Origin of the sequence: Rhodanobacter aciditrophus, assembly GCF_050026795.1 — a bacterium.
Lineage (GTDB): Bacteria > Pseudomonadota > Gammaproteobacteria > Xanthomonadales > Rhodanobacteraceae > Rhodanobacter_A.
The window spans coordinates 124,389-147,195 of record NZ_JALBWP010000008.1; the positions used below are offsets into that span (position 1 = coordinate 124,389).

At 69.6% G+C, this 22,807-nt stretch carries 19 protein-coding genes; 2 read left to right on the forward strand and 17 right to left on the reverse strand.

Going from position 1 to position 22,807, the window contains the following annotated elements:
* Positions 1–61: 61 nt before the first annotated feature.
* The 10 genes from ACQGNW_RS02405 to ACQGNW_RS02450 all read right to left on the reverse strand — a co-directional run bounded on the left by ACQGNW_RS02405 (position 62) and on the right by ACQGNW_RS02450 (position 10,836).
* Entirely contained in the window at positions 62–2,026 is a 1,965-nt protein-coding gene (locus ACQGNW_RS02405; RefSeq protein ID WP_426661467.1) for a tetratricopeptide repeat protein, read from the reverse strand.
* On the reverse strand, positions 2,023–3,003 hold the full coding sequence (locus ACQGNW_RS02410) for a VWA domain-containing protein (RefSeq protein WP_426661468.1): 981 nt from the start codon (positions 3,001–3,003) through the stop codon (positions 2,023–2,025). Before ACQGNW_RS02410 ends, ACQGNW_RS02405 begins: the two co-directional genes overlap by 4 nt.
* Positions 2,996–3,514 (reverse strand): DUF4381 family protein, encoded by a 519-nt coding sequence (locus ACQGNW_RS02415; RefSeq protein ID WP_426661469.1) that lies wholly within the window; start codon positions 3,512–3,514, stop codon positions 2,996–2,998. Before ACQGNW_RS02415 ends, ACQGNW_RS02410 begins: the two co-directional genes overlap by 8 nt.
* Positions 3,511–4,446 carry a DUF58 domain-containing protein gene (locus tag ACQGNW_RS02420; RefSeq protein ID WP_426661606.1) on the reverse strand — a complete coding sequence of 312 codons (936 nt, stop codon included), beginning with the start codon at positions 4,444–4,446 and terminating at the stop codon, positions 3,511–3,513. Before ACQGNW_RS02420 ends, ACQGNW_RS02415 begins: the two co-directional genes overlap by 4 nt.
* 8 nt (positions 4,447–4,454) lie before the next feature.
* Positions 4,455–5,450, reverse strand: a complete 996-nt coding sequence (locus tag ACQGNW_RS02425; protein ID WP_426661607.1) for an AAA family ATPase — start codon at positions 5,448–5,450, stop codon at positions 4,455–4,457.
* A 140-nt stretch (positions 5,451–5,590) separates the two neighbouring features.
* Positions 5,591–7,795, reverse strand: a complete 2,205-nt coding sequence (locus tag ACQGNW_RS02430; RefSeq protein ID WP_426661470.1) for a type IV pilus secretin PilQ — start codon at positions 7,793–7,795, stop codon at positions 5,591–5,593.
* Between the two features lie 56 nt (positions 7,796–7,851).
* Positions 7,852–8,388: a pilus assembly protein PilP gene (locus ACQGNW_RS02435; protein WP_426661471.1), complete on the reverse strand. Its 537-nt coding sequence runs from the start codon at positions 8,386–8,388 to the stop codon at positions 7,852–7,854.
* Positions 8,388–9,050, reverse strand: coding sequence for a type IV pilus inner membrane component PilO (locus tag ACQGNW_RS02440; protein WP_426661472.1), 663 nt, complete (start codon positions 9,048–9,050; stop codon positions 8,388–8,390). Before ACQGNW_RS02440 ends, ACQGNW_RS02435 begins: the two co-directional genes overlap by 1 nt.
* Positions 9,047–9,778: a PilN domain-containing protein gene (locus tag ACQGNW_RS02445; protein ID WP_426661473.1), complete on the reverse strand. Its 732-nt coding sequence runs from the start codon at positions 9,776–9,778 to the stop codon at positions 9,047–9,049. The genes ACQGNW_RS02440 and ACQGNW_RS02445 overlap by 4 nt, the downstream gene beginning before the upstream one ends.
* Positions 9,778–10,836 (reverse strand): pilus assembly protein PilM, encoded by a 1,059-nt coding sequence (locus ACQGNW_RS02450; RefSeq protein ID WP_426661474.1) that lies wholly within the window; start codon positions 10,834–10,836, stop codon positions 9,778–9,780. Before ACQGNW_RS02450 ends, ACQGNW_RS02445 begins: the two co-directional genes overlap by 1 nt.
* A 298-nt stretch (positions 10,837–11,134) precedes the next feature.
* On the opposite strand from ACQGNW_RS02450, the gene ACQGNW_RS02455 reads away from it, so the two are divergent.
* Positions 11,135–13,663: a penicillin-binding protein 1A gene (locus tag ACQGNW_RS02455; protein ID WP_426661475.1), complete on the forward strand. Its 2,529-nt coding sequence runs from the start codon at positions 11,135–11,137 to the stop codon at positions 13,661–13,663.
* 70 nt (positions 13,664–13,733) lie between these two features.
* Positions 13,734–14,408 carry a hypothetical protein gene (locus ACQGNW_RS02460; RefSeq protein WP_426661476.1) on the forward strand — a complete coding sequence of 225 codons (675 nt, stop codon included), beginning with the start codon at positions 13,734–13,736 and terminating at the stop codon, positions 14,406–14,408.
* 78 nt (positions 14,409–14,486) lie between these two features.
* Here ACQGNW_RS02460 and ACQGNW_RS02465 read toward each other — a convergent pair whose 3' ends face one another.
* The 7 genes from ACQGNW_RS02465 to rpoZ all read right to left on the reverse strand — a co-directional run bounded on the left by ACQGNW_RS02465 (position 14,487) and on the right by rpoZ (position 22,632).
* Complete coding sequence (locus tag ACQGNW_RS02465; protein ID WP_426661477.1) at positions 14,487–15,782, reverse strand: citrate synthase; 1,296 nt, start codon at positions 15,780–15,782, stop codon at positions 14,487–14,489.
* 324 nt (positions 15,783–16,106) lie between these two features.
* Positions 16,107–16,352 carry a type B 50S ribosomal protein L31 gene (locus ACQGNW_RS02470; RefSeq protein ID WP_426661478.1) on the reverse strand — a complete coding sequence of 82 codons (246 nt, stop codon included), beginning with the start codon at positions 16,350–16,352 and terminating at the stop codon, positions 16,107–16,109.
* A 57-nt stretch (positions 16,353–16,409) separates the two neighbouring features.
* Positions 16,410–17,366, reverse strand: a complete 957-nt coding sequence (locus ACQGNW_RS02475) for a nucleoside hydrolase (RefSeq protein WP_426661479.1) — start codon at positions 17,364–17,366, stop codon at positions 16,410–16,412.
* 95 nt (positions 17,367–17,461) lie between these two features.
* Complete coding sequence (recG, locus tag ACQGNW_RS02480) at positions 17,462–19,564, reverse strand: ATP-dependent DNA helicase RecG (protein WP_426661480.1); 2,103 nt, start codon at positions 19,562–19,564, stop codon at positions 17,462–17,464.
* Between the two features lie 16 nt (positions 19,565–19,580).
* Complete coding sequence (locus ACQGNW_RS02485) at positions 19,581–19,964, reverse strand: RidA family protein (RefSeq protein ID WP_426661481.1); 384 nt, start codon at positions 19,962–19,964, stop codon at positions 19,581–19,583.
* A gap of 81 nt (positions 19,965–20,045) precedes the next feature.
* On the reverse strand, positions 20,046–22,214 hold the full coding sequence (locus tag ACQGNW_RS02490) for a RelA/SpoT family protein (protein WP_426661482.1): 2,169 nt from the start codon (positions 22,212–22,214) through the stop codon (positions 20,046–20,048).
* A 127-nt stretch (positions 22,215–22,341) separates the two neighbouring features.
* Positions 22,342–22,632 (reverse strand): DNA-directed RNA polymerase subunit omega, encoded by a 291-nt coding sequence (gene rpoZ, locus ACQGNW_RS02495; protein WP_077484992.1) that lies wholly within the window; start codon positions 22,630–22,632, stop codon positions 22,342–22,344.
* Positions 22,633–22,807: the final 175 nt, after the last annotated feature.

Consider the following 22,807-nt stretch of genomic DNA (forward strand, 5'->3'; position numbering starts at 1 on the left):
CGGCCAGGGATGGCCACCCGTTTGACCTCCGCGGTCAGGGACGACCGCACAAATGAAAGCATCACGGCCCGTCCTCGTCGGGTGCGCCGCCGTGGCGGCGCTGGTATTCCAGCTCGAACTTGCGGCGCAGCAGCGCGCCCGGATCGTCGGGCACGCGCTGCAGCGCCTGGCGCAGGTCCGCCGGCAGCTTCGATTGCGGATCGCCTGCACCGTCCGCGCCGAGCTGGTGCGCGGGCGGCACGGCGGCCGCGGGTTTGCCCGCCGCGCCCAACGCCTGGTCCAGCTGCCGCTTCAGCGCCTGCTGTGCCTTCGCGGCCTGTGCCTGTTGCGCGGCCTGCTGCCCGGGCGTCGGCGGCGGCTCGTTCCGCGGCGCGGCGGGCTCACCGGAAGACTTCCCGCTGGTTGGCTTCGCCTTGTCCTGCGGAGACTGGCCCGCGTCGTTCGACGAGTCCGGCTGCTTCTGCGACTGCGCTGGATTGCTGTCTTGTGGCGACGAATGCCCGGCCTGGCTGCCGTTCTTGTCCTGCCCGTCCTTGCCTTGCCCGTCGTTTCCGTGGCCGTTCTGGCCCTGCTTGTCCTGCCCGCTGGTGCCCCCCTGCCCCTGCGTCGAGGACGAACCGCCTTGCTTCTGCTGCTGCGGTGACGAGGACTTCTGCGGCGGCGGCTGCTTGCGCAGCCAATCCTCGACGGCTTGCCGGTTCGCCTTCGCATCGAGATTGGCAGGGTCGAGCCTGAGCGCCCGGTCATAGGCCTTGATCGCATCCTGGTACTTGCCTTCCCGTGCCAGCGCATTGCCGAGGTTGTAGGCCGCGTCAGTGCCCTTCGCCTCGCGCAGCGCCTGCGCGGCGGCGGCATAGTCGCCCGCGCGGTAGGCCGCGGCGCCGCGCCATGCCGGATCGCGCGCCAGTTGCATCGCCTGCTTCGCGTCGCCCCGTTGCAGTGCCGTGGCGGCCTGCTGGTCGCGGCGCTGCCACAGGTCGCGCCAGCTCGCGGCATGCGCGCTGCCGGGCAGCATCGGCAGCAGCGCCAACGGCAGCAGCAGCAGCCAGCCGCGGCGGAAAGCCAAGGCGGCCAGCGGCAGCAGGAGCAGCAGCAGCCAGGGGCCGCGATCCTGCCATTCATCGCCGAGCTGGCCCTGCGCCGTTTGCGTGGCGCCCGCGCGCAGCTCGCCGCGCAGCGCGGCGACATCGGCGTCGTTCGCGCTCATCGGCACGTAGCGCCCGCCGCCGGCAGCGGCGACGGCGGCGAGTGCCGCGTCGTCGCGGCCCGCCAGCTGCAGGTGGCCCTGCGCGTCGTGCAGGAAGCCCCCACCCGGCAAGGGTACCGGCGCGCCGTTCGGCGTGCCCACGCCCAGCACTGAAACGCGCACGCCTTCGGCGCGTGCCTTGCGCGCGGCAGCCTGCGCCGCCACGTCGGCGGTATCGGCGATCAGCACCAGCGAGCCGCCGCCGATCTTGGCATCGCGGATCAGCGCCGCGCCGCGCTCGATCGCCGCCGCCGCGTTGTCGCCGTCCACCGGCATGGTGTCCGGCGCCATCGCATCGAGCAGGGTGCCGAGACTGTGCGCGTCGGAGGTGAGCGGTGCCACCACGAAGGCTTCGCCGGCGTAGCCGATCAGCGCATTGAGGCCATCGCGGTTCGCCGCCAGCAGGTCGTGCGCCTTGAAGCGTGCGCGATCGATGCGGCTGGGCGCCACGTCGTGCGACAGCATGCGTTGCGACAGCGAGATCGCCACCACCTGGGCGGCGCGACGCGCGTACAACGGCTGTTCGACGCGGCTCCAGGCAGGCCCCGCCAGCGCCAGCACCGCCAGCAGCCACGCCAGCGCGAGCAGGCCGAGCGGCAGGCGCTGTCGCGCGCCGCGGCCACGCAGTTGCTGCGGAAGCAGCTCCGCATCGACCAGCCGCGACAGGGCCTGCAGGCCGCGGCTGCGCCGCGAGGCCTGCCACAGCAGCCACGGCAGCACGGCCAGCGCGCACAGCCACCAGGGCCGCAGGAAGTGGAACTGCGCCAGCACCGCGTTCATGCCGGCATCTCTCTCGTTCGCCAGCGCGGCAGGCCGGCCAGCAGCCACAGCAGCAGCGCGGCGCCCAGTGGCCAGGTGAACCATTCCTGGCGCGGCCGCAGGCTCGGGCCGTGCTGCGGCATCGGTTCCAGCGCGTCGATGGTGCGGTAGGCCTCGATAAGCTGGTCGCTGTCGGTGGCACGGAAGAAGCGGCCGCCGGTCTCGTCGGCGATCTTCGTCAGCATGCCCGCATCGAGATCGGCCGACGGATTGACGATCTGGCTGCCGAAGAAGCCCGGCACGCGCATGCGGGTGGCGCCGATGCCTACGGTGTAGATGCGCACGCCGGCTGCTTTCGCGGCGCGCGCGGCCTGCCGCGGGGAGATGCTGCCGGCGTTGTTGACACCATCGGTGAGCAGCACCAGCACGCGTGCCTGCGCAGGCAACGCGGACAGGCGCTTCACCGCGATCGCGATGGCGTCGCCGATCGCCGTCTCGCTGCCGGCCAGGCCCACCGCCACACCCTGCAGCTGCGCGCGTACCGCGTCCAGGTCGTAGGTGACCGGCGTCACCAGGAACGCCTGGCTGCCGAACAGGATCAGTCCCATCTCGTCGCCGCGGCGGCGGTCGATGAAGTTGCCGGCAATCGCCTTCACCGCGCCGAAGCGGCTGACCGGTTGGCCGGCCAGTTCCATGTCGGGCGTGCGCATGCTGCCGGAGAGATCCACCGCCAGCATCAACGCACGGCCGCTGCGCACCTGCGCCTGCGGCGGTCCCACCCATTGCGGGCGGGCGGCTGCCACCACCAGGCACAGCCAGGACAGTGCCAGCAGCCACGGCGTGAAGCTGCTCGCCGTGCTGCCGCCCGCCAGCGCAAGCCGCAGGCCCGGCTGCGGCAGGCGCAGCGCCTGTGCCGGCGTGGTGGGCGGCAGCGCGCGGCGCAACAGCCATGGCAACGGCAGCAGCAGGAACAGCCAGGGCCAGGCGAACTCAAACATCGCCATGCTCCATCGCCGCCGGCTTCCACGCGCGCGGCCGCGCGGCCACCTGCAGCCAGTCGCGCGCCGCAGCCAGCGTGGCCGGCGCGTCGAAGTCCGGATGCGGGCGGTAGATCACCGTCTCCAGCGCGAGCAGGCGCTCCAGCACCGGTATCGCCACCGGCACGCGTGCCAGTGTCTGCCGCCAGCGCTCGCCGCGCTGCTGCGTGGCGCCGGCGTCGTGCCGGCGCGCCACCCTGCGCAGCAGCTGCTGCAGGGCTGCGGCCAGTGCCGCGTCGTCGCCGTCGCACTCGTGCCGTTGCGCGAGGCGGTCGAGCTCGTCGAGGATCAGCCGATACCGCTGCCGCCTGCGGCGCCACCGGCGCCAGCACCATGCCGTCGCCAGCACGATAAGCAGCGCCAGCGCGGCCAGCAGCCACCAGCCCGGCGCCGGCGGCCACCACGCGGGCGCGGGCGGCAGGTGGATGTCGCGCAGCACCGGGCCGGCCTGCGGGGGCACCGGCGAGGTCATCGCCGTTTCCTCGCCACGCCCAGCAGGGCGCTTGCGGCAGGCAGCGGATCGTCGCGCGTGTCGAGCACGCGGCAACGAAGTCCCATGTCACGCGCCAACGCTTCCAGTCGTGCCGGCCCGGCACCCAGCGCCTGCTGGAACTCGTGTCGCTGGCGCTCGCCCAGCAGCACCACGTCGCGGCGTTCGCCGGCGTGCTCCAGCGGATAGCGCCCGGGTGGCGGCGGCTCGCGCTCCAGCACGTCGGCCACCACCAGCACGCCGACAGCGGCCCGCGCCCGGAGGTCGAGCAACTGGCGGCGGGAGGCTTCGTCCGTGCAGAAACCGTCGCTGACCAGCAGCACCCTGCTGGCGCCGTGCTGCAGGCGCCGCGCGCGCAGCAGCGCGTCGGACAAGGGCTCGGCATGCCCCGTGAGCGGCAACGCGTCCCAGTCCGCCAGCGCGCCGCACACCGCGAGTGCCCCATGCACGCCGCCCTGCGGGCGCAGCAGGCGATCGTTGTCACCGAAGGCCATCAGTCCCACGCGCTCGCCGGCGCGCACGGCAAGCCACGCCGCGACGGCGGCGGCGCGCGCGGCCTGCACCGACTTGAAGCGGACGCGGGTGCCGAAGCGCAGGCTGGCATGCGTGTCGAGCAGGATCAGCAGACGCCCTTCGCGCTCCTCCTGGAACAGCTTGGTGTGCAGCCGGCCGCTGCGTGCAGTGAGCCGCCAGTCCAGCCGGCGCACGTCGTCGCCGGGCTGGTAGATGCGCGATTCGGCGTAGTCCATGCCGCGGCCGTAAAGGCGGCTGGACTGCTGGCCGCTGCGTTCCGCGCGGCTTTCCGTCGGCGCCAGCTTCACGCGTCCCGCGCGGGCGCCCAGCGCGATGAGCTCGGCCAGCGACACGCGCGTACGGCCGTCTCCATCGACACGATGCGGCAAGGCGGCGTCCATCGCCACGCTCACGGCAGCGGCACGAGATCCAGCAACCGCGCGATCACCTGGTCGCTGCGCACGCCCTCGGCTTCGGCCTCGTAGCTCGGCAACACGCGATGGCGCAGCACCTCGTGCACGATCGCGTGCACGTCCTCGGGCAGCACGTAATCGCGACCGCCCAGCCAGGCCTGGGCACGGGCGCATCGGTCGAGTGCGATGGTGGCGCGCGGGCTTGCACCCCACGCGATCCAGCGCTTCAGTTCCGAGCCATAGCGGCCGGCGTCGCGCGTGGCCAGCACCAGCTGGGCGAGGTACTCCTCCAGCGCCGGCGCCATGTGTACCGCCATCGCGGCATCGCGCGCGGCGAACACCTCGGCTTGCGTCAGCAGGGCCGCCGGCGCCGGAGCGGGGTGCGCCCGGCGCTGCGCCTGCTCGCGGGCGAGCCGCAGGATCGCCAGCTCCGCTGCCGCATCGGGATAGCCGATGGTGACGTGCAGCAGGAAGCGGTCGAGCTGGGCCTCGGGCAGCGCGAACGTGCCTTCCTGCTCGATCGGGTTCTGCGTGGCCATCACCATGAACAGGTCGGGCAACGGCCGGGTCGCGCGGCCCACGGTGATCTGCCGCTCGGCCATCGCCTCCAGCAGCGCCGACTGCACCTTGGCCGGTGCTCGGTTGATCTCGTCGGCCAGCACGATGTTGTGGAACAGCGGCCCGTGCTCGAACTCGAAGCTGCCCGTCTGCGGCCGGAACACGTCGGTGCCGGTGAGGTCCGCGGGCAGCAGGTCGGGGGTGAACTGCACGCGGTGGAAATCCGCCTCGACGCGCGCCGCCAGCGCCTTCACCGCGGTGGTCTTCGCCAGTCCCGGCACCCCTTCCACCAGCAGGTGGCCGTCGGCGAGCAGCGCCACCAGTAGGCAGTCGACCAGTTTCGGCTGGCCGATGACGCAGGCGCGCAGGTCGTCGCGCAGCTGCGCGAAAGCCTGCTGCAGGCGGCTGCGGGGCGGGGTTTCGGGCATGTCCATCATGGGGGATTCCGGCAGCAGGTCGCCGCTGTTGACCACGGCGGGGCCCGGAAGTTTAGTCGACGGCACCAGCGCGTTCAGACGCTCAACGCAAAGAGGCGGCCGAAGCCACCTCTTTGCGTGCCGCTGAACGCGGAGCCTTACTGCAGCGAATCGTTGAGGATGCGCGGCGTCACGAAGATCAGCAGTTCCGCCTTGGTGTTGTTGCGCTGAGTGTTGCGGAACAGGTAGCCGATGCCGGGGATGTCGCCCAGGCCAGGCACCTTGGTGATGGTGTTGGTCTTGTTGATCTCGTAGATGCCGCCCAGCACCACGGTCTGGCCGTTGTCCACCAGCACCGACGTATTCACCGACTGGGTGTTGATCTGCGGCACCTGGCCGTTCGGCGTGGTGAGGAACTTCGCCAGCGAATCCTTCTTCACGTTGATCGCGAGGTAGACGCGGTTGTCGGCGGTGATCGTGGGCGTGACCTTGAGCTCCAGCACCGCGTCCTTGAACTGCACCGACGCGGTGGGCGCGGCGGTGCCGCCGATGCCGCCCTGGTAAGTCACGTAGCCGATCTCCTGGCCTTGGCGGATCACCGCCTCCTGCTGGTTCGCGGTGATCACGCGCGGACTGGAGATCACTTCGCCGCGGCCTTCGGTCTGTGCCGCCGACAGCTCCAGGTCCAAGGCGTAGTTCTTGCCGAGGATGGCCAAACCAAGCACGCCGCCCGCAGATGCTGCGGTCGATGCCGGCAGGTTCACGTTGAGGCCACCGCTGCCGAGCGTGCCGGGGCTGGTGTTGTTACCCTGCTTGGTGCCCAGCCCGCCGCCAACCTGCAGCACCTGGCCACTGGGGTTGGTGCGATTGCCGTTCGCCCCCCACTTCACGCCCAGCTCGCGGGTGAAGTCGTCGGTGGCGATCACGATGCGCGACTCGATCAGCACCTGCTGCACCGGCTTGTCCAGTTCCGCCACCAGCTTGCGGATCTGCTCGGTCTTGTCCGCCGTGTCGTTGAGCAGCAGGGTGTTGGTACGCTCGTCGTAGGAGACGCTGCCGCGCGGCGACAGGAAGCCGCGTGACACGCCGGCCCCGCCGGCCCCGGCGCCGCCGCCACCACTGCTCTGCATGCTGCCGGTGGTCAGCAGCTTGGCGATATCGGCCGCTTTGCCGTAGCTGATCGGGATGTAGGTGGTGACCAGCGGTGCGTTGTCTTCGGCCTTGATGCGCGCGGCGGCGACGTCCTCCTCGTACTTCGCCAGTTCCGACTGCGGCGCCACCCAGATGACGTTGCCGTCACGACGCTTGTCCAGGCCCTTGGCGCGCAGGATCACGTCCAGTGCCTGATCCCACGGCACATTCACCAGGCGCAGCGTGATGCTGCCGGTGACGCTGTCGGAAGCCACGATGTTCAGGCCCGAAGTGTCGGCGATCAGCTGCAGCACCGAGCGCACCGGGATGTCCTGGAAATTGAAGGTGGCGCGCTTGCCGGTGTAGGCGGGTTGCTGGCCCAGCGCCGGCTGGCCGCCGGCCGCGGCAGTGTTCTCGCCTTTCTTCGCCGCTACCTCGACCACGTACTGGTTGCCTTCCTGCCAGGCCGAGGTGTCCACCACGCCCTTGGTCGCGATCGTCATCTGCACGCCGCCCGCGGCACCGGTGCGGGTGCTGATCGACTGCACCGGGGTGGCGAAGTCCAGCGTGTCCAGCCGCTGCGCGAGGTTCGCCGGCACGCTGGCGTTGGGAATGCTGACCTCGACCTTGTCGCCGATCGTGCGCATCTGCGCATCGGCGCCCGGGCCACTGAAGCTGACCAGCACGCGGCCCTGGCCGTTCGCGCCGCGCCGGAAGTCGATGTTGGTGACGCTGATGCCGCCGGCGGCTGCGGCCGGCAGGTGCTTGGACGGATCGATGATCGCCGCGGTGGTGATGCTGTGCTGCGCCGGCGCCGGAGTGGCTGCCGTCTGCGGCGCGCTGCCGTTGGCCACGGTGAGCACCAGGCTGTCGCCCTCGACCGCCGACTGGTACGACACGGGGCGCATCAGCTCCACGATCACCCGCGTACGGCCACCGGCCGACACGGCCGAAACGCCCGAGGTGGCGCCCTGGCCGATGTCCGTGTGCCGCTGGGCGGTGGTGCCGGTGTTGGCGAAGTCGATCGCGATGCGCGCAGGGTTGTCGGTGGTGAAGATGCGTGGTTGCGGCACCGCGCCGGCGAAGTTCAGGTGCAGCTGCACGCTGCCGCCGGGCAGGGTGGTGTAGCTGATGTCCTTCAGCGTGCTGTTGCCGGCGGCCAATGCGGCCTGACCGAAGCCCGCACCGGCGAGCAGCAGCAGAGACAGGAGACAACGAATGGCGTGGCGCATGACCCGGCCCCGGACGGATTGAATGTGGTTGCTCATTGCATCAGCCCCTGTGTCCCCTATTTCTCGCCGAGCGCGATACTGGCCGGACGTTCCATCCAGCCACCATTGCCGTTGGATACCAGTTCGATCAGATCGATGTGGTCGTCGCTGATGGCGGTGATGTGGCCGTAGTTCTGGCCCATGTATTCACCGCGGTGCACCGGATGGATCACGCCGCTGGGATCCTTGATCAGTGCCTCGGTGCCCGGACCGGTGCCGATCGTGCCGACCATCTTCAGGCTGTCCAGCGCGAACATCTCCAGCGGCTGCTTGGGCCGGTTCTGGTCCGGTCGCGGCCCGCTGGTGGCGGTCGACTGCTCCGTGGCGCTGGGGCCGAACGGATCGCGCAGATCCTGATCCGCGTAGGTGAAGGTTTCGAAGGTCTTGATCACCGGCAACGGCGGAATAGGCGCGCCCTTCTTCGCCTTCTGCTGGGCGATCCACTCGCGCAGATCCGAGGTGCCGCGCGTGCAGCCCCCCAGCATCAGCGCGGCGAGCAGCAGCAGGGCGAGACGCGCGAGCATCGAAGGCTTCGTGACAGTGGACAGCTTCATCACTTGCGCCCCCCTGCCTTGGCCGGATTCTTCTTCGCCTCGGCGGCGGCCTCGTCCTCGTCCAGGTAGCGGTAGGTCTTCACCGTGCCCTGCAGCACCAGCTGGCCGTCCGCGGAAGTGCCGTTCTTGCCCGCATGCTCGGGCGTCAGCGAGACGTCATGCATGGTCAGGATCACCACGCGCGGCAGCGAGGCCACGCCGCTGATGAAGGTGCCGAACTGGTGGTAGGTGCCCACCATCTTCAGCTGGATCGGTTTCTCGGCGTAGAAGTCCTTCGGCACCTCGGGTTGCGGCACGAAGGAATCCACCTGCAGGCCGGCCGACAGCGCGGTCTGCGAGATGTCGATCAGCAGTTCGGGCATTTCGGTCTTGCTGGGCAGCTGGCGCAGCAGCTGGCGCAGCATGTCCTTCATCTCGTCGAGCTGCTGCTGCAGTGCGTCGAGGTTCACCGCCTTGGCCTGCTTGGTGGTGAATTCCTGCCGGAGCTGGGTTTCCTTGCCCGCCAGCGAGGCCAGTTCGTCCTGCTGGCTGCTGACGTAGAAGTACCAGCCCAGCAACACCACCAGCAGGAACAGCAGCGCGGTGAAGAAGATCTTGACCGACTGGGGCCAGCCGCCGACGTTGTTGCGGTCGAGGCTGCGCAGATCGTCGAGGAGTTTCATGCCTTGGCCCCTCCCTTAGCGACGGCGGCGGTCGGCTTGCTTTCAGGCGCCGGCCCGGCTGCCGGTTTCGCTGCGGGCGCGACGGCGTGCGCGGACGGCAGGGATGCCGGAACGCTGCCGGCATGTGCCGGCGCCGCGGCCGAAGCCGCACCCGCCGGCACGTCGGCGGCGCCGGCCTCGTCCGGCTTGGGCTTGTTCAATTTCACGCTGAGGCCGAAGCCATAGGGCATGCGCGTGGCGTCATGGCTGTTGACGGTGCTGCGCAGGTCGACGTGGCCCATCCACGGCGACACCTCGATATTGCGCATGTATTCGGCCACGCTGGCGTTGGACTGCGCCACGCCGTCCAGCGACATGGTGTCGCCGGCCTGCTTGAGGGCGGTGAGGCGCACGCTGGCGGGGATCGTCTTCACCAGCTCGTCGAACAGGTGCACCATCTTCGAGCGATCGGACTGCAGCTGCTCGATGATCTGCTTGCGCGCCAGCAGATGCTCGCGCACCTTTTCCAGATCCTTGATCTTGGCGATCTTGACGTCGAGCTGCTTGATCTCGCCCTGCAGGATGGCGTTGCGGTCGTTCTGGTTGTCGATGCGCGCGCTCATCCAGATCGCCCACAGCAGCACGAAACCCAGTGCGGCCACGAAGGCGGCGCCAAGCTGCCCGTAGAACTCGCGTTCGCGCAGCTTGCGCCGCTCCGCACGCCAGGGAAGGAGGTTGACGTGGGCCATCAGTCGAAACTCCTCAGGGCGAGGCCGACCGCGATCATCAGCGCCGGCGCGTCCTGGGACAGCGACTGCCCCTGCACCTTCGGCGACATCGACATGCGCGCCAGCGGATTGGCCACCACGCAGGGCACGCCGATGTGCTCTTCCAGCATCGCGGCGATGCCGTCGATGGTGGCGCAACCGCCGGCCAGCACCACCTGGTCGACCTTGCTGTATTCGCTGCCGGCGAAGAAGAACTGCAGCAGGCGACTGACCTGCTGCACCAGCGATTCCTTGAACGGCTCCAGCGCCTCGCTGTGGTACGACTCGGGCAGGCCGCCCTTGCGCTTGGCGCGGCCGGCCTCCTCGTAGGACAGGCCGTAGCGGCGCATGATCTCGTCGGTGAGCTGCTTGCCGCCGAACACCTGTTCGCGCGAGTAGATCGTGCGCTGGTTGCGCAGCACCGACAGCGTGGTCATCGTCGCGCCCACATCCACCACCGCCACCAGCGCGTCGCGGCCCACGTTGAGCTGGTCGGTGAGCAGGGCGAACGCGTTCTCCATCGCGAACGCCTCCACGTCGATCACCTTGGCGGTGAGGCCGCCCAGCTCCAGCGCAGCCACGCGCATGTCCACGTTCTCGGTGCGCGAGGCGGCGAGCAGGATGCTGTTCATCTCGGGGTTGTCGCGCACCGGACCCAGCACCTCGAAATCGAGGCTCACTTCGTCGATCGGATAGGGGATGTACTGGTTCGCCTCGACCTGGATCTGGCCTTCCAGGTCCTCCTCGCTCAATTCGCTCGGCATCGGGATGATACGGGTGATCACCGCCGAGCCGGCCACCGCGGCGGACGCGTGCTTGAGCTTGGAGCCGGAGCGCGCCAGCGCGCGGCGGATCGCCTCGCCCACCGCCTCCACCTCGACGATGTTCTTCTCGACCACGGCATTGGGCGGCAGCGGCTCCACCGCGTAGTGCTCGACGCGGTAACGCCCGCCCGCCTGGCTGAGCTGCAGCAGCTTGACCGCGGTCGAACTGATGTCGACGCCGATCAGTGCCGGCTTCTTGGGTGTGAAGAGCCCCACGGTGTTCCCCCTTTGCCCCTGGGCGCCAACCGCCGGAGTTCCGGCGTGATGTGCGCAGGCATTAGATCGAAAATTTAACGGCCCCGCAATGGCCTGCCGCAGCTTTCTCAAGTATTTCCCGTGATGGCGCCCACATTTGGACCACCGCCTTCGCGCAGCGTGACGGAGGCCTCGTTTCGACGCAGACGGACGATCTTGCGGTCGATCCTGTCACGCTCCCGCAGATGTACCCCTCCGCGGCGGTTTGCGGCACAACCTCTATACTCAGCCGGGTTTTGACACGGGCCATCCGCCACACATGCGTATTCTCAAGCGTCTGCTGCGCTGGGCATTGATCCTGGCGTTCTCGGGTTTTCTGCTGGCGGTGCTCGCGGTCGGGGTGGCGTACTGGCTGGTGGCGCCGCGGCTGCCTTCGGTGGCAGTGCTGAAGGATTACCACATGCAGGTGCCGCTGCGCGTGGAAAGCGCCGACGGCAAGCTGATCGCCACCTTCGGCGAGACGCGGCGCATCCCGGTGGCGATCGCCAACGTGCCGGCCAACCTCAAGCATGCCGTGCTGTCGGCCGAAGATGCCGACTTCTACCATCACCCCGGCATCGACCTGCGCGGCATCGTGCGCGCCGGCTGGCACGTGATCCTGGCCGGCGGCGACAAGGTGCAGGGCGGCTCGACGATCACGCAGCAGGTGGCGCGCAACTTCTTCCTGAGCCCCGAGAAGCTGTACTCACGCAAGCTGATCGAGGTGTTCACCGCGCTGCGCATCGAGCACGAGCTCTCGAAGGACCAGATCCTCGAGCTCTACCTCAACAAGATGTTCCTGGGCCACCGCTCCTACGGCGTGGCCGCGGCCGCGTCGTACTACTACGGCAAGACGCTGGACCAGCTGACCATTGCGGAGTGCGCGGCAATCGCCTCCACCTTCCAGCTGCCTTCGGTGGTGAATCCGCTGAACAGCTCGGCGCGCCTGCTGGCGCGGCGCAACTGGGTGCTGGGCGAGATGCTGCGTCACCATTACATCACCGACGCCCAGTACAAGGCGGCCGTCGCCGAGCCGAACGACGCCGCCCCGCACGAGGCGCCGATTCAGGTGGACGCGCCCTACCTCGCCGAGATGGTGCGCCGGCAGGTGCTTGATCGCCTCGGCAACGACGCGCTCACCGAAGGTTACGTGGTGAAGACCACGATCCAGAGCGGGCGCCAGCAGGCCGCGACGGAAGCGGTGCGCAAGGGCCTGATCGACTACGACCGCCGCCACGGCTGGCGCGGCCCGGAGGCGCACCAGGATCTCGCCGCCGACGCCGGCCCGCAGGACTACCAGCGCATGCTTGCCGGCTACACCGACACCTCCGGCCTCGTCCCCGCCCTGGTCACCGCCAGCTCCGCCGATGCCGCCACGGTGTTCGTCGCCCCCAACCAGAGCATCCGCCTCGACCTCGCGGCCGTGGCGTGGGCACGGCCCTACGTCAACGACAGCCGCACCGGCCCCGCGCCGACGCGGGTGGATGCGGTGCTCAAGCGCGGCGACATCGTGCGCGTGTCGCAGGACGACAAGGGCGCCTGGCAGCTGGCGCAGATTCCCACCGCGCAGGCCGCGCTGGCCTCGATCCGGCCGGAGGACGGCGCGGTCGAGGCTCTGGTGGGCGGCTTCAGCTTCACCCGCAGCAAGTTCAACCGCGCCGTGATGGCGGCGCGCCAGCCCGGCTCCAGCTTCAAGCCCTACCTGTATTCGGCCGCGTTCGACCACGGCTTCACGCCGGCCTCGATCATCAACGACGCGCCGCTGGCGCTGCCCGATCCCTCGCGCCCCGGCGGCCTGTGGACGCCGAACAACGACGACGACAAGTTCGCCGGCCCGATGCGCCTGCGCGAGGCACTGGTGCAGTCGAAGAACCTGGTCTCGATCCGCCTGCTCGACGCGATCGGCGTGCGTTACGCGCGCGAGTTCATCACCCGCTTCGGCTTCCCGCTCGACGCGCTGCCGCCGAACCTGTCGATGGCGCTCGGCACCGCGTCGGTGTCGCCGATGAACATGGCGCGCGGCTACGCGGTGTTCGCCAACGGCGGCTACCTGGTCACACCCTACTTCATCAGCGAGATCGACGACCGCAGCGGCAAGCCGGTCTACATCGCCAATCCCGCGCGCGCCTGCCGCGAATGCCAAGAGCGCCTGCTGGAGAACACTCCCCCTGGACCGCCGCCCGCCGACATGAGCAAGCGCCCGGCCAACCGCCTGGCGGAGACCGCCAGCGCTCCGGCGCCCGCCGGCGCGGCCAGCGTCGACGACTCCGGCGTGGAGACCCTTCCGGCCGACGCCCACGGCACCGGTGCGCACCCGCCGGTGCTGGCGCCGCACGTGCTCGGACCGCGCACCGACTTCCTGATCACCTCGCTGATGAAGGACGTGATCCTGCGCGGCACCGGCGCGGCGGCGAGGGCGCTGGACCGCGCCGACCTCGCCGGCAAGACCGGCTCCACCAACGACCACCGCGACGCGTGGTTCGTGGGCTTCAACGGCGACGTCTCCACCTCGGTATGGGTGGGTTTCGACAACTACGGTTCGCTGGGCCGCGGCGAGTTCGGCGCCAAGGCGGCACTGCCGATCTGGATGGACTACATGGGCACGGTGCTGAAGGGGACCCCGCTGGATTCGCTGCCGATGCCGCCGGGCATCGCCACCGTGCTGATCGATCGTGCCAGCGGCCTGCCCACCACGCCCGACGACCCGGACAGCATGAACGAGTACTTCAAGGTCGAGGACGTGGACCGCCTGCGTGCCCAGGCCACCCAGCAGCAGCAGGAACAGCAGAACCCCTACAACATCTTCTGATCCCGCGGCCGCTGTTCCCGCCTTCCGCCGCTTGCGCTAGTCTGGAGGCGCAAGCGGCGGAGGAACCGACATGGCCCGAGGCGAACATCACCGCATCCATGCAAGCGACCGCCAGCAGCGCAACCGGCGGCGCGTAGCCCAGGAAGCGGCCCGCCTGATGAGCGAGCACGGCATCCGCGACTTCCACCGCGCCAAGCTCAAGGCCGCCGAGCGGCTGGGCATCCTCGACACCCAGGCGCTGCCGCGCAACCAGGAGATCGAGCAGGCGCTGCGCGAGCACCAGCGCCTGTTCCTTGCCGACAGTCAGCCGCAGTTGCTGCGCACACGCCGCGAGGCAGCGCTGGAGGCGATGCGCTTCCTCGCCCGATTCGAGCCGCGCCTGGTCGGTGCGGTGCTGGACGGCACCGCCGACGCGCATTCGGCGATCTGCCTGCACGTGTTCAGCGACGATCCCGACGCCGTGCACCGCTACCTGCACGAACACGGCGTGCCGTACGAGACGCAGACGCGCCGCCTGCGCACCAGCCGCGACGGGCAGGCCGAGTTCCCGGTGCTGCTGTTCGCCGCCGATGCGTTGCCGTTCGATCTCACCGTGCTGCCGCGCGACGCGCTGCGCCAGGCGCCGCTGGACCGCGTCGACGAGAAGCCGATGCGCCGCGCCGCGCTGGCCGCCGTGGAGGCATTGCTGGCCGAAGACGATGCCGGCGACGAACTCGAACGCATGCTTGCCGCCGTGCGGCGCTGAACCGCGCATTCCAGGAACCGCGAAACGCGAACGCCCCGGCATGACCGGGGCGTTCGCGTTTCGACGAGGCAGCCGCGCTCAGCGCTTGTTCGACGCCTGGTAGTCGCGCACGTCGTGCCCGGTGTAGATCTGGCGCGGGCGGCCGATGCGCGAGCCGGGGGTCTCGTGCTGCTCGATCCAGTGCGCGATCCAGCCGGCGGTGCGTGCGATCGCGAACATCACCGTGAACATCTCGGTGGGAATGCCCAGCGCCTTGTAGATGATGCCGGAGTAGAAGTCCACGTTCGGATACAGCTTGCGCTCGACGAAGTACTCGTCCTTCAGCGCGGCCTCCTCCAGCTTCATCGCCACGTCCAGCAGCGGATCGCTGACGCCCAGCTCGGCCAGTACCTTGTGGCACATCTCGCGGATGATCTTTGCGCGCGGATCGAAGTTCTTGTAGACGCGGTGGCCGAAGCCCATCAGGCGGAAGCTGTCGTTCTTGTCCTTGGCGCGCTTCACCGCCGACTCGACGTTGTCCGGCGTGCCGATCTCCTCCAGCATCTTCAGCACCGCCTCGTTGGCGCCGCCGTGCGCGGGCCCCCACAGCGCGGTGATGCCGGCGGCGATCGACGCGTAAGGGTTGGCACCGGTGGAGCCGACCAGGCGCACGGTCGAGGTGGAGGCGTTCTGCTCGTGATCGGCATGCAGGATGAACAGAAGGTCGAGCGCCTTTGCGGCCACCGGGTTCATCTCGAGCGGTTCGCTCGGCACCTCGAACATCATGTGCAGGAAGCGGTCGACGTACTCGAGGTTGTTGCGCGGGTAGCGGAACGGCCAGCCAATCGAATAGCGGTAGCAGGCCGCGGCGATGGTCGGCATCTTCGCGATCAGGCGGATCGCCGCAAGCTTGCGGTCGGCCGGGTTCTCGACGTCGAGATCGTCGTGGTAGAACGCCGAGAGCGAGGCCACCGCCGCGGCCAGCATCGCCATCGGGTGCGCATCGTGGTGGAAGCCCTGGAAGAAGTTCTTCAGCGACTCATGCATCATCGTGTGATGCGAGACGTCGTGCTCGAAGGCGGCAAACTCGGCCGGCTTCGGCAGTTCGCCGTTGAGCAGCAGATAGGCCACCTCGAGGAAGCTGGATTTCTCGGCCAGCTGTTCGATCGGATAGCCGCGGTACAGCAGCACGCCCTTGTCGCCGTCGATGTAGGTGATCGCGCTCTTGGTGCTGGCGGTCGAGCCGTAGCCCACGTCGTAGGTGAAGTGGCCGGTGTCCTTGTACAGCGTGCTGATGTCGATGCAGGCCGGGCCAAGGGTGCCGGCGACCAGCGGCAGTTCGCTGCTGCGCTGATTCGACTCGTCCACCAGCTTGACAGTCTTGGGATCGGACACGGGAACCTCCTTAGCGTGGGTCGTCGCCAGCCGGGGCCGCGGGGCGACGCTGGCCAGCGAGGGGAAACGGGCATCGTGCGGGGGAAAGCGCCGATGCGATCCGGGCATTATCGCACATCGATCCCGCGCACATCCGTTCGCGGATGGTCGTACGGACGGCGCAAAAAAATCGCCTGCGGCAATATCGGCAACGTGCCGGTGATGGCGCGAACGGTACCTGCCGACGATGGCCGGCACAAAAGCGCACGGGGCAGGCCTTGGCCTGCCCCGTGCGGGGGTTCGTCGCTCGCCGCCGCCGACTGGCGCGACGGCAGCGGAGCGCGCTTACTTCTGCGCGTAGCGCTTGCGGAACTTGTCCACGCGGCCGCCGACGTCCAGCGTCTTCTGCTTGCCGGTGTAGAACGGGTGCGAATGGCTGGAGATATCCACCTTGATCAGCGGGTACTCGTTGCCGTCCTCCCACTTGATGGTTTCCTTGGCGGCGATCGTCGAACGCGTCAGGAACGCGAAGTCGGACGACAGATCCTGGAACACCACCGGGCGGTAATTCGGATGGATATCGGGCTTCATGACGGGCTCAGTGCAACGTGAAAAGAGGACAAGTGTAGCCAGCGATGCGGCGTCGCGTCAACCAAGCCCGACGGCCATCCCATGCCCCACTCCCAGCGCCCTGCGCACCATCGCGGCGAACCGCTCCTGGTCCACCTCGAGCACGATGCGCGCCTGCGCGGGCCGGCCCAGCCGGTTCGCCCAGTCGACCACGGTGGCGCCGCGGGTCAGCCGACCGTCCAGCTCCACCGCCACCGCGCACGTTTCGCTGCGGGTCACGATCGCGGGATCGATCGCCACCGCCATCGCCAGCGCGTCCGCCGCGACCACGCCGCGGCGGTCGCGTTTCGCGTTGTAGTCGCGTGCGCTGCGGAACACCCGGCCGAAGAATTCCGCACGCCGGTCGCCGGCCGCCAGCCAGCCGTCGAATACGGCATCGTCGAAACCGTGGCGCAGGGTGGCCTCCCAGTCGACCAGCTCGAACGCGGGGAACGCCTCGAACACCACGTGCGCGGCCTCGGGGTCGAAGCCGACGTTGAACTCGGCGGGAATCTTCCCGGTGTTGCCGTGGCCGGTCACCGCGCCCCCCATCACCACCAGGCGCTTCACCCGCTGCGGCAGGGACGGATCCAGGCGCAGCGCCAGCGCCAGATTGGTCAGCGGCGCCAGCGCCACCAGGGTCAGGTCGCCGGGGCGTTCGCGGGTGAGCCGGAGCAGCGCCAGCGCGGCAGCCTCGGCATCGGCCGGCGTCCTGGGCTCAGGGAAGCCCACGTCGCCGAGGCCGTCCATGCCGTGCACGAACGCGGCATCCTCCTCCGGTGCGCGCACCAGCGGCGTGGCGCAACCCGCGAACACCGGAAACGAAGCGCCCAGCAGGTCGCGCAGGATACGCGCGTTGCGTACGGTGTGGCCCAGGCCCACGTTGCCGGCGGCCACGCTCAGGGCCGCGATGTCGGCATGCGCGTGCGCCATCATGATGGCCAGCGCGTCGTCCACGCCGGGGTCGGTGTCGATCAGGAGTTGGGGCTTGCTCATGGCCGACTTTTCCTCGGAAAAGTCGGCAAGTCTAACTCAGCATGCTCTAGGCAATTCTGTCGCCACCCTGCCCCTGCGCTCGCACAATACCAACGCTACGCCCGCGCATAGCGTGCCGCGCCGCCGATCCAGCGCGCGATCAGGCGGTCCGCCGCGCGCGGATGCTCGGCCAGCAGGTGCTCGCCCACCCGCTGCACCGCGGGCAGGAGATGCGCGTCGCGCGCAAGGTCGGCGATGCGGAAGCTGAGCTGGCCGGTCTGGCGCGTGCCCAGCACTTCGCCGGGGCCGCGCAGCTCCAGGTCCTTCTCGGCGATGCGGAAGCCGTCGTTGGTTTCGCGCATCACCGCCAGCCGCTCGCGCGCCAGCTGGCCCAGCGGTGGCTGGTAGAGCAGCACGCAGTTCGAGGCCACCGCGCCGCGCCCCACCCGTCCGCGCAGCTGGTGCAGCTGGGCCAGGCCGAGGCGCTCGCTGTTCTCGATCACCATCAGGCTGGCGTTGGGCACGTCCACGCCCACTTCGATCACCGTGGTGGCCACCAGCACCGCGAGCTCGCCGGCCTTGAACGCGTCCATCACCGCCTGCTTCTCCTTCGGCTTCAGGCGACCATGGATCAGGCCGACCCGGCAGCCGGCGAGCGCGGCGGTCAGCTCGGCATGCGCCACCTCGGCGGCCTGCGCACGCAGCTGTTCGGATTCCTCGATCAGGGTGCACACCCAATAGGCCTGGCGCCCTTCGGCGCAGGCCGCGCGGATGCGCTCGATCACCTCGGCGCGGCGCGCGCTGGACACCGCCACCGTCTGCACCGGGGTACGCCCGGGCGGCAGCTCGTCGATGACGGAAACGTCGAGGTCGGCGTAGGCGCTCATTGCCAGCGTGCGGGGAATCGGCGTGGCGGTCAGCACCAGCTGGTGCGGCACCTCGCCGCGCGCGTGGTCGGCGCCCTTGTCGTGCAGCGCCAGGCGCTGCTGCACGCCGAAGCGGTGCTGCTCGTCCACGATCACCAGGCCCAGCCGGGCGAACGCCACTCCCTCCTGCATCAGCGCATGGGTACCCACCGTCACCGGCGCACCCTCGGCCACGCGGCGCATCGCCGCCTGCCGTGCGCGTCCCTGCTGCTTGCCGGCCAGCCATTCCACCTCCACGCCCAGCGGCGCCAGCCAATGGCGGAAGTTGCGCAGGTGCTGCTCGGCCAGGAGTTCCGTGGGCGCCATCAGCGCCACCTGGCAACCGGATTCCACCGCGGCCAGCGCGGCCAGCGCGGCGACCACCGTCTTGCCCGAACCCACGTCGCCCTGCACCAGCCGCAGCATGGGGTGCGCCCTGGCAAGGTCGCGCCGCACTTCCGCATCCACGCGCTGCTGCGCGGCGGTGAGCGCGAACGGCAAGGCTGCGATCAGTCCGCGCCGCAGCGGCCCAGTCACGGCGAGCGTCGGCGCCTTGCGCCGCTGCACCGCCGCGCGCATGCGCTTCAGGCTGAGGTGCTGGGTCAGCAACTCCTCGAAGGCCAGGCGCTGCTGCGCGGGATGCCGGCCGTGCAGCAGCAGGTCCAGTCGCGCGTCGGGCGACGGGTGGTGCACGGTGAGCAGGGCCTCGCGCAGCGAGGCGAGGCCGTATTCCGCGCACAGCTCGTGCGGGATCAGCTCCAGCGCCGAGTCCGGCGGCAGCAGCGCCAGCGCCTTGGCAATCACGCCGGCCAGCCGCTTCTGGCCGAGGCCTTCGGTGGTCGGATAGACCGGGCTCAGCCGGTCTTCCACCGCCACCGCCTCGCCAGCGCCAAGCCGGCGATACTGCGGGTGCACCATCTCCAGGCCCTGCGCCGCGTGGCGCACCTCGCCGAAGCACACCAGGCGCGCACCCGGCGCCAGCTGCTCGGCCTGCGCGCGGTTGAAATGGAAGAAGCGCAGCTGCAGTGTCTGCCGCGACTCGTCGGCCAGCGCCACCTTCAGCTGCGGGCGATAGCGGAAGCCGCGCTCCACCGCCTCGACCGTCCCTACCACCTGCGCATCCTGGCCAGGGCGCAGGGCGGCGATCGCGGTGACACGGGTACGGTCCTCGTAGCGCAGCGGCAGGTGGAACCACAGGTCCTGCACGCGCTCCAGCCCCAGCTTGTGCAGCAGGGCCGCAAGCGCCGGGCCCACGCCCGGCAGCGTCGACACGGCTTGCGCGCCCGCGTCGACCGTCGCGCTGGCGGCGTTCATCGCCGGAGGGGACGACTCAGCCCAGCACCATGATCGCGTCGACTTCCACCTGCACGCCCTTGGGCAGCGCGGAGACCTCGATGGTGGAACGCGCGGGATACGGCGCCTGGAAATACTCGGCCATCACCGCATTCACCGCGGCGAAGTTGGCGAGGTCGGTGACGTAGATGCCCACGCGCACCACCTGCGTCAGCGAGCCGCCGGCCGCCTGCGCCACCGCCACGAGGTTGTCGAACACGCGGCGCGCCTGCGCCGTGATGTCGCCTTCGACCACGCTGCCGGTGGCCGGGTCGAGCGGTATCTGCCCGGAGAAGTACACGGTGTCGCCGGCGCGCACGGCCTGCGAGTACGGACCGATCGCGGCGGGGGCCTTGTCGGTGGCGATGATCTGACGGGTCATGGGTTGTCCTCGGGATGGGGGCGGATTCGCAAAGGCCAAAGCGTAGCGCGCCGGCCCCGCCCTGCCCACCCGAACCCCGCATCACAGGGGATAGCGGTAGACCCCGCTCACCACCCCGGTGCGGCGCACGCGGCGGATCACGTCGGCGAGGTGCTTGCGGTTCTTCACCTCGATGGCGAACAGCAAGGTGGCGGCGGCGAGGTCGCGCTCGGCGTATTCCACGTTCTCGATGTTGGAATCCGCGGCCGCGATCGCCGCGGCGATGGTGGCGAGCACGCCGGGGCGGTTGATGACCTCGATGCGCAGCTCCGCCCGATAGTCGCCCTGCACGTCGTGGTCCCATTCGATCGCCACGCAGCGCTCGGGCGACTTGCGCAGCTCGGCCACGTTCGGGCATTCCTCGCGGTGCACCACGATGCCCTTGCCCGGCGACAGGTAACCCATGATCGGATCGCCCGGCAGCGGATGGCAGCAATTGGCGAAGCTGAGCACGCCGCGCTCGGCACCGGTGATGCGTATCTTCTCGTGCACCGGACTGGCGCCCGGCGCCACGTCGTCGGATTGGCCGTCGCGCAGGGCGAGCAGGTGGCGCGCCACCAGGTCTGGCATGCGGTTGCCCAGCGCGATCTCGGCCAGCAGTTCCTCCAGCCGCTTGAGCCGCGCCTCGTGCAGGAAGCGGTCCAGCACCTCCGGCGGGATCGCGTCGAGGCTGCCGCCGCGGGCGTCCAGCGCGCGGTCGAGCATGCGGTGGCCGAAGTCCACCGCGTCCTCGTGCTGCAGGTGCTTGAGGTACTGGCGGATCGCGGTGCGCGCCTTGCCGGTGACCACCGACTCCAGCCAGGCCGGGTTCGGCACCGCCGACGGCGCGGTGATGATCTCCACCAGCTGGCCGGATTCCAGCCGCGTGCGCAGCGGCAGCAGCTTCTTGTCCACGCGCGCGGCCACCGCGTGGTCGCCCACATCGGTGTGCACGGCGTAGGCGAAGTCCAGCGCGGTGGCATTGCGCGGCAGCGCGAGGATGTCGCCGCGCGGGGTGAACAGGTAGACCTCGTCGGGAAACAGGTCGATCTTGACGTTCTCGATGAACTCGGCCGACGAAGCGGTGTTGATCTGGCTGTCGGCCAGCGAGGACAGCCACTCGCGGGCACGCGCCTGCGCACTGTTCGCCGGGCCGGAATCGGTCTTGTAGGCCCAGTGCGCGGCCACGCCGCGCTCGGCCACCGAGTCCATCTCGGCAGTGCGGATCTGCACCTCGATCGGCGCGCCGAACGGACCCAGCAGCACGGTGTGCAGCGACTGGTAGCCGTTCGCCTTGGGGATCGCGATGAAATCCTTGAAGCGCCGGTCCACCGGCTTGTACAGCCCGTGCACCACGCCGAGCGCCATGTAGCAGTTCATCGCGCTCTCGACCACCACGCGGAAACCGTACACGTCCATCAGCTGGGCGAAGCTCTTGTGCTCGCCGTGCATCTTCGAATAGATGCTCCACGGCGACTTGATGCGCCCCACCACGCGCGCCGGCAGATGCTCGGCAGCCAGCCTCTGCGACAGCGCCGCCTCGATCTTGCCCATCGCCTCGCGGCGGTTGCCCAGCGCGGCGCGGATGCGCTCGCTGATGACGCGATAGCGGTCCGGGTACAGCGCACGGAAGCCGAGGTCCTGCAGCTCGGCCTTGATCTTGTTCATGCCGAGCCGCTGGGCGATCGGCGCGTAGATCTCCAGCGTCTCGCGCGCGATGCGGCGGCGCGAGGAGGCATCCTTCGCCCCCAGCGTGCGCATGTTGTGCAGGCGGTCGGCCAGCTTGATCAGGATCACGCGCAGGTCGCGCGCCATCGCCAGCAGCATCTTGCGGAAGCTTTCGGCGTCGGCCTCCTGGCGGGTGCCGAAGCGCATCTTGTCCAGCTTGGTGACGCCGTCGACCAGCTCGGCCACGGTCTCGCCGAACTCGCCGGCCAGCGCGGTGCGGCTGAGCGCGGTGTCTTCCAGGGTGTCGTGCAGGATCGCCGCGATGATGGTCTCGGCGTCCATGCCCAGTTCGGCGAGGATGCCGGCCACGGCGACCGGGTGGGTGATGTAGGGCTCGCCGCTCTTGCGGGTCTGGCCCGCATGCGCATGCGCGCCGACCTGGAACGCGCGCAGCACGCGCTCGAGTTGCGGCGCCGGCAGGTAGCCGAGCTGGTCCTTCAGCGCCAGCACGTAGGACGGCAGCGCAGCGGGATCGGTGGCGGCTGGCGTGCTGGCGGCGGTCATGGCTGGACTTGCCGGCGGCGCTGCGTCACCGGCGCGGTCATGCGGCAGGGCGGAACGCGGCAGGCTGCGCATGCGTGCGCATCGGCCGCCCCGATGCGATGCATGCGCGGTCTACAGCCGCCCTCCATCAATCGTCGCCGACCTTGGACAGGTCGTCGTCCACCTCGGCGGCGGCCCACTCCAGCGCCTCGCGCTCGGCGCGCTCGCGCTCGGCCTTGTCGATCTCGTCGATGGTGGCCTGGTCGATGCGGCGGCCGGCGATCTCGCGCAGTGCCAGCACCGAGGGCTTGTCATTGTCGGGATTGACCGCCGGCTCGGCACCCTTGGCGAGCTGACGGGCGCGCTTGGTCGCCATCAACACCAGCTCGAATCGGTTGTCGACCACCTCGAGGCAGTCCTCCACGGTAATGCGTGCCATGCCAAATCCTCAGGGAAATAGAGACTTATACAGATGGTCAGTGTAGAGCAGCCGGCGCTGGCCTGGCAATGCGGACCGCGCGTACCATGTGGGGTTTCGCCACCGGCACGCGGAAGCAGGACAAAACGCGTGCAGAATATAAAACCAGACAGTACACTATTGAAGTTCCAGCGTT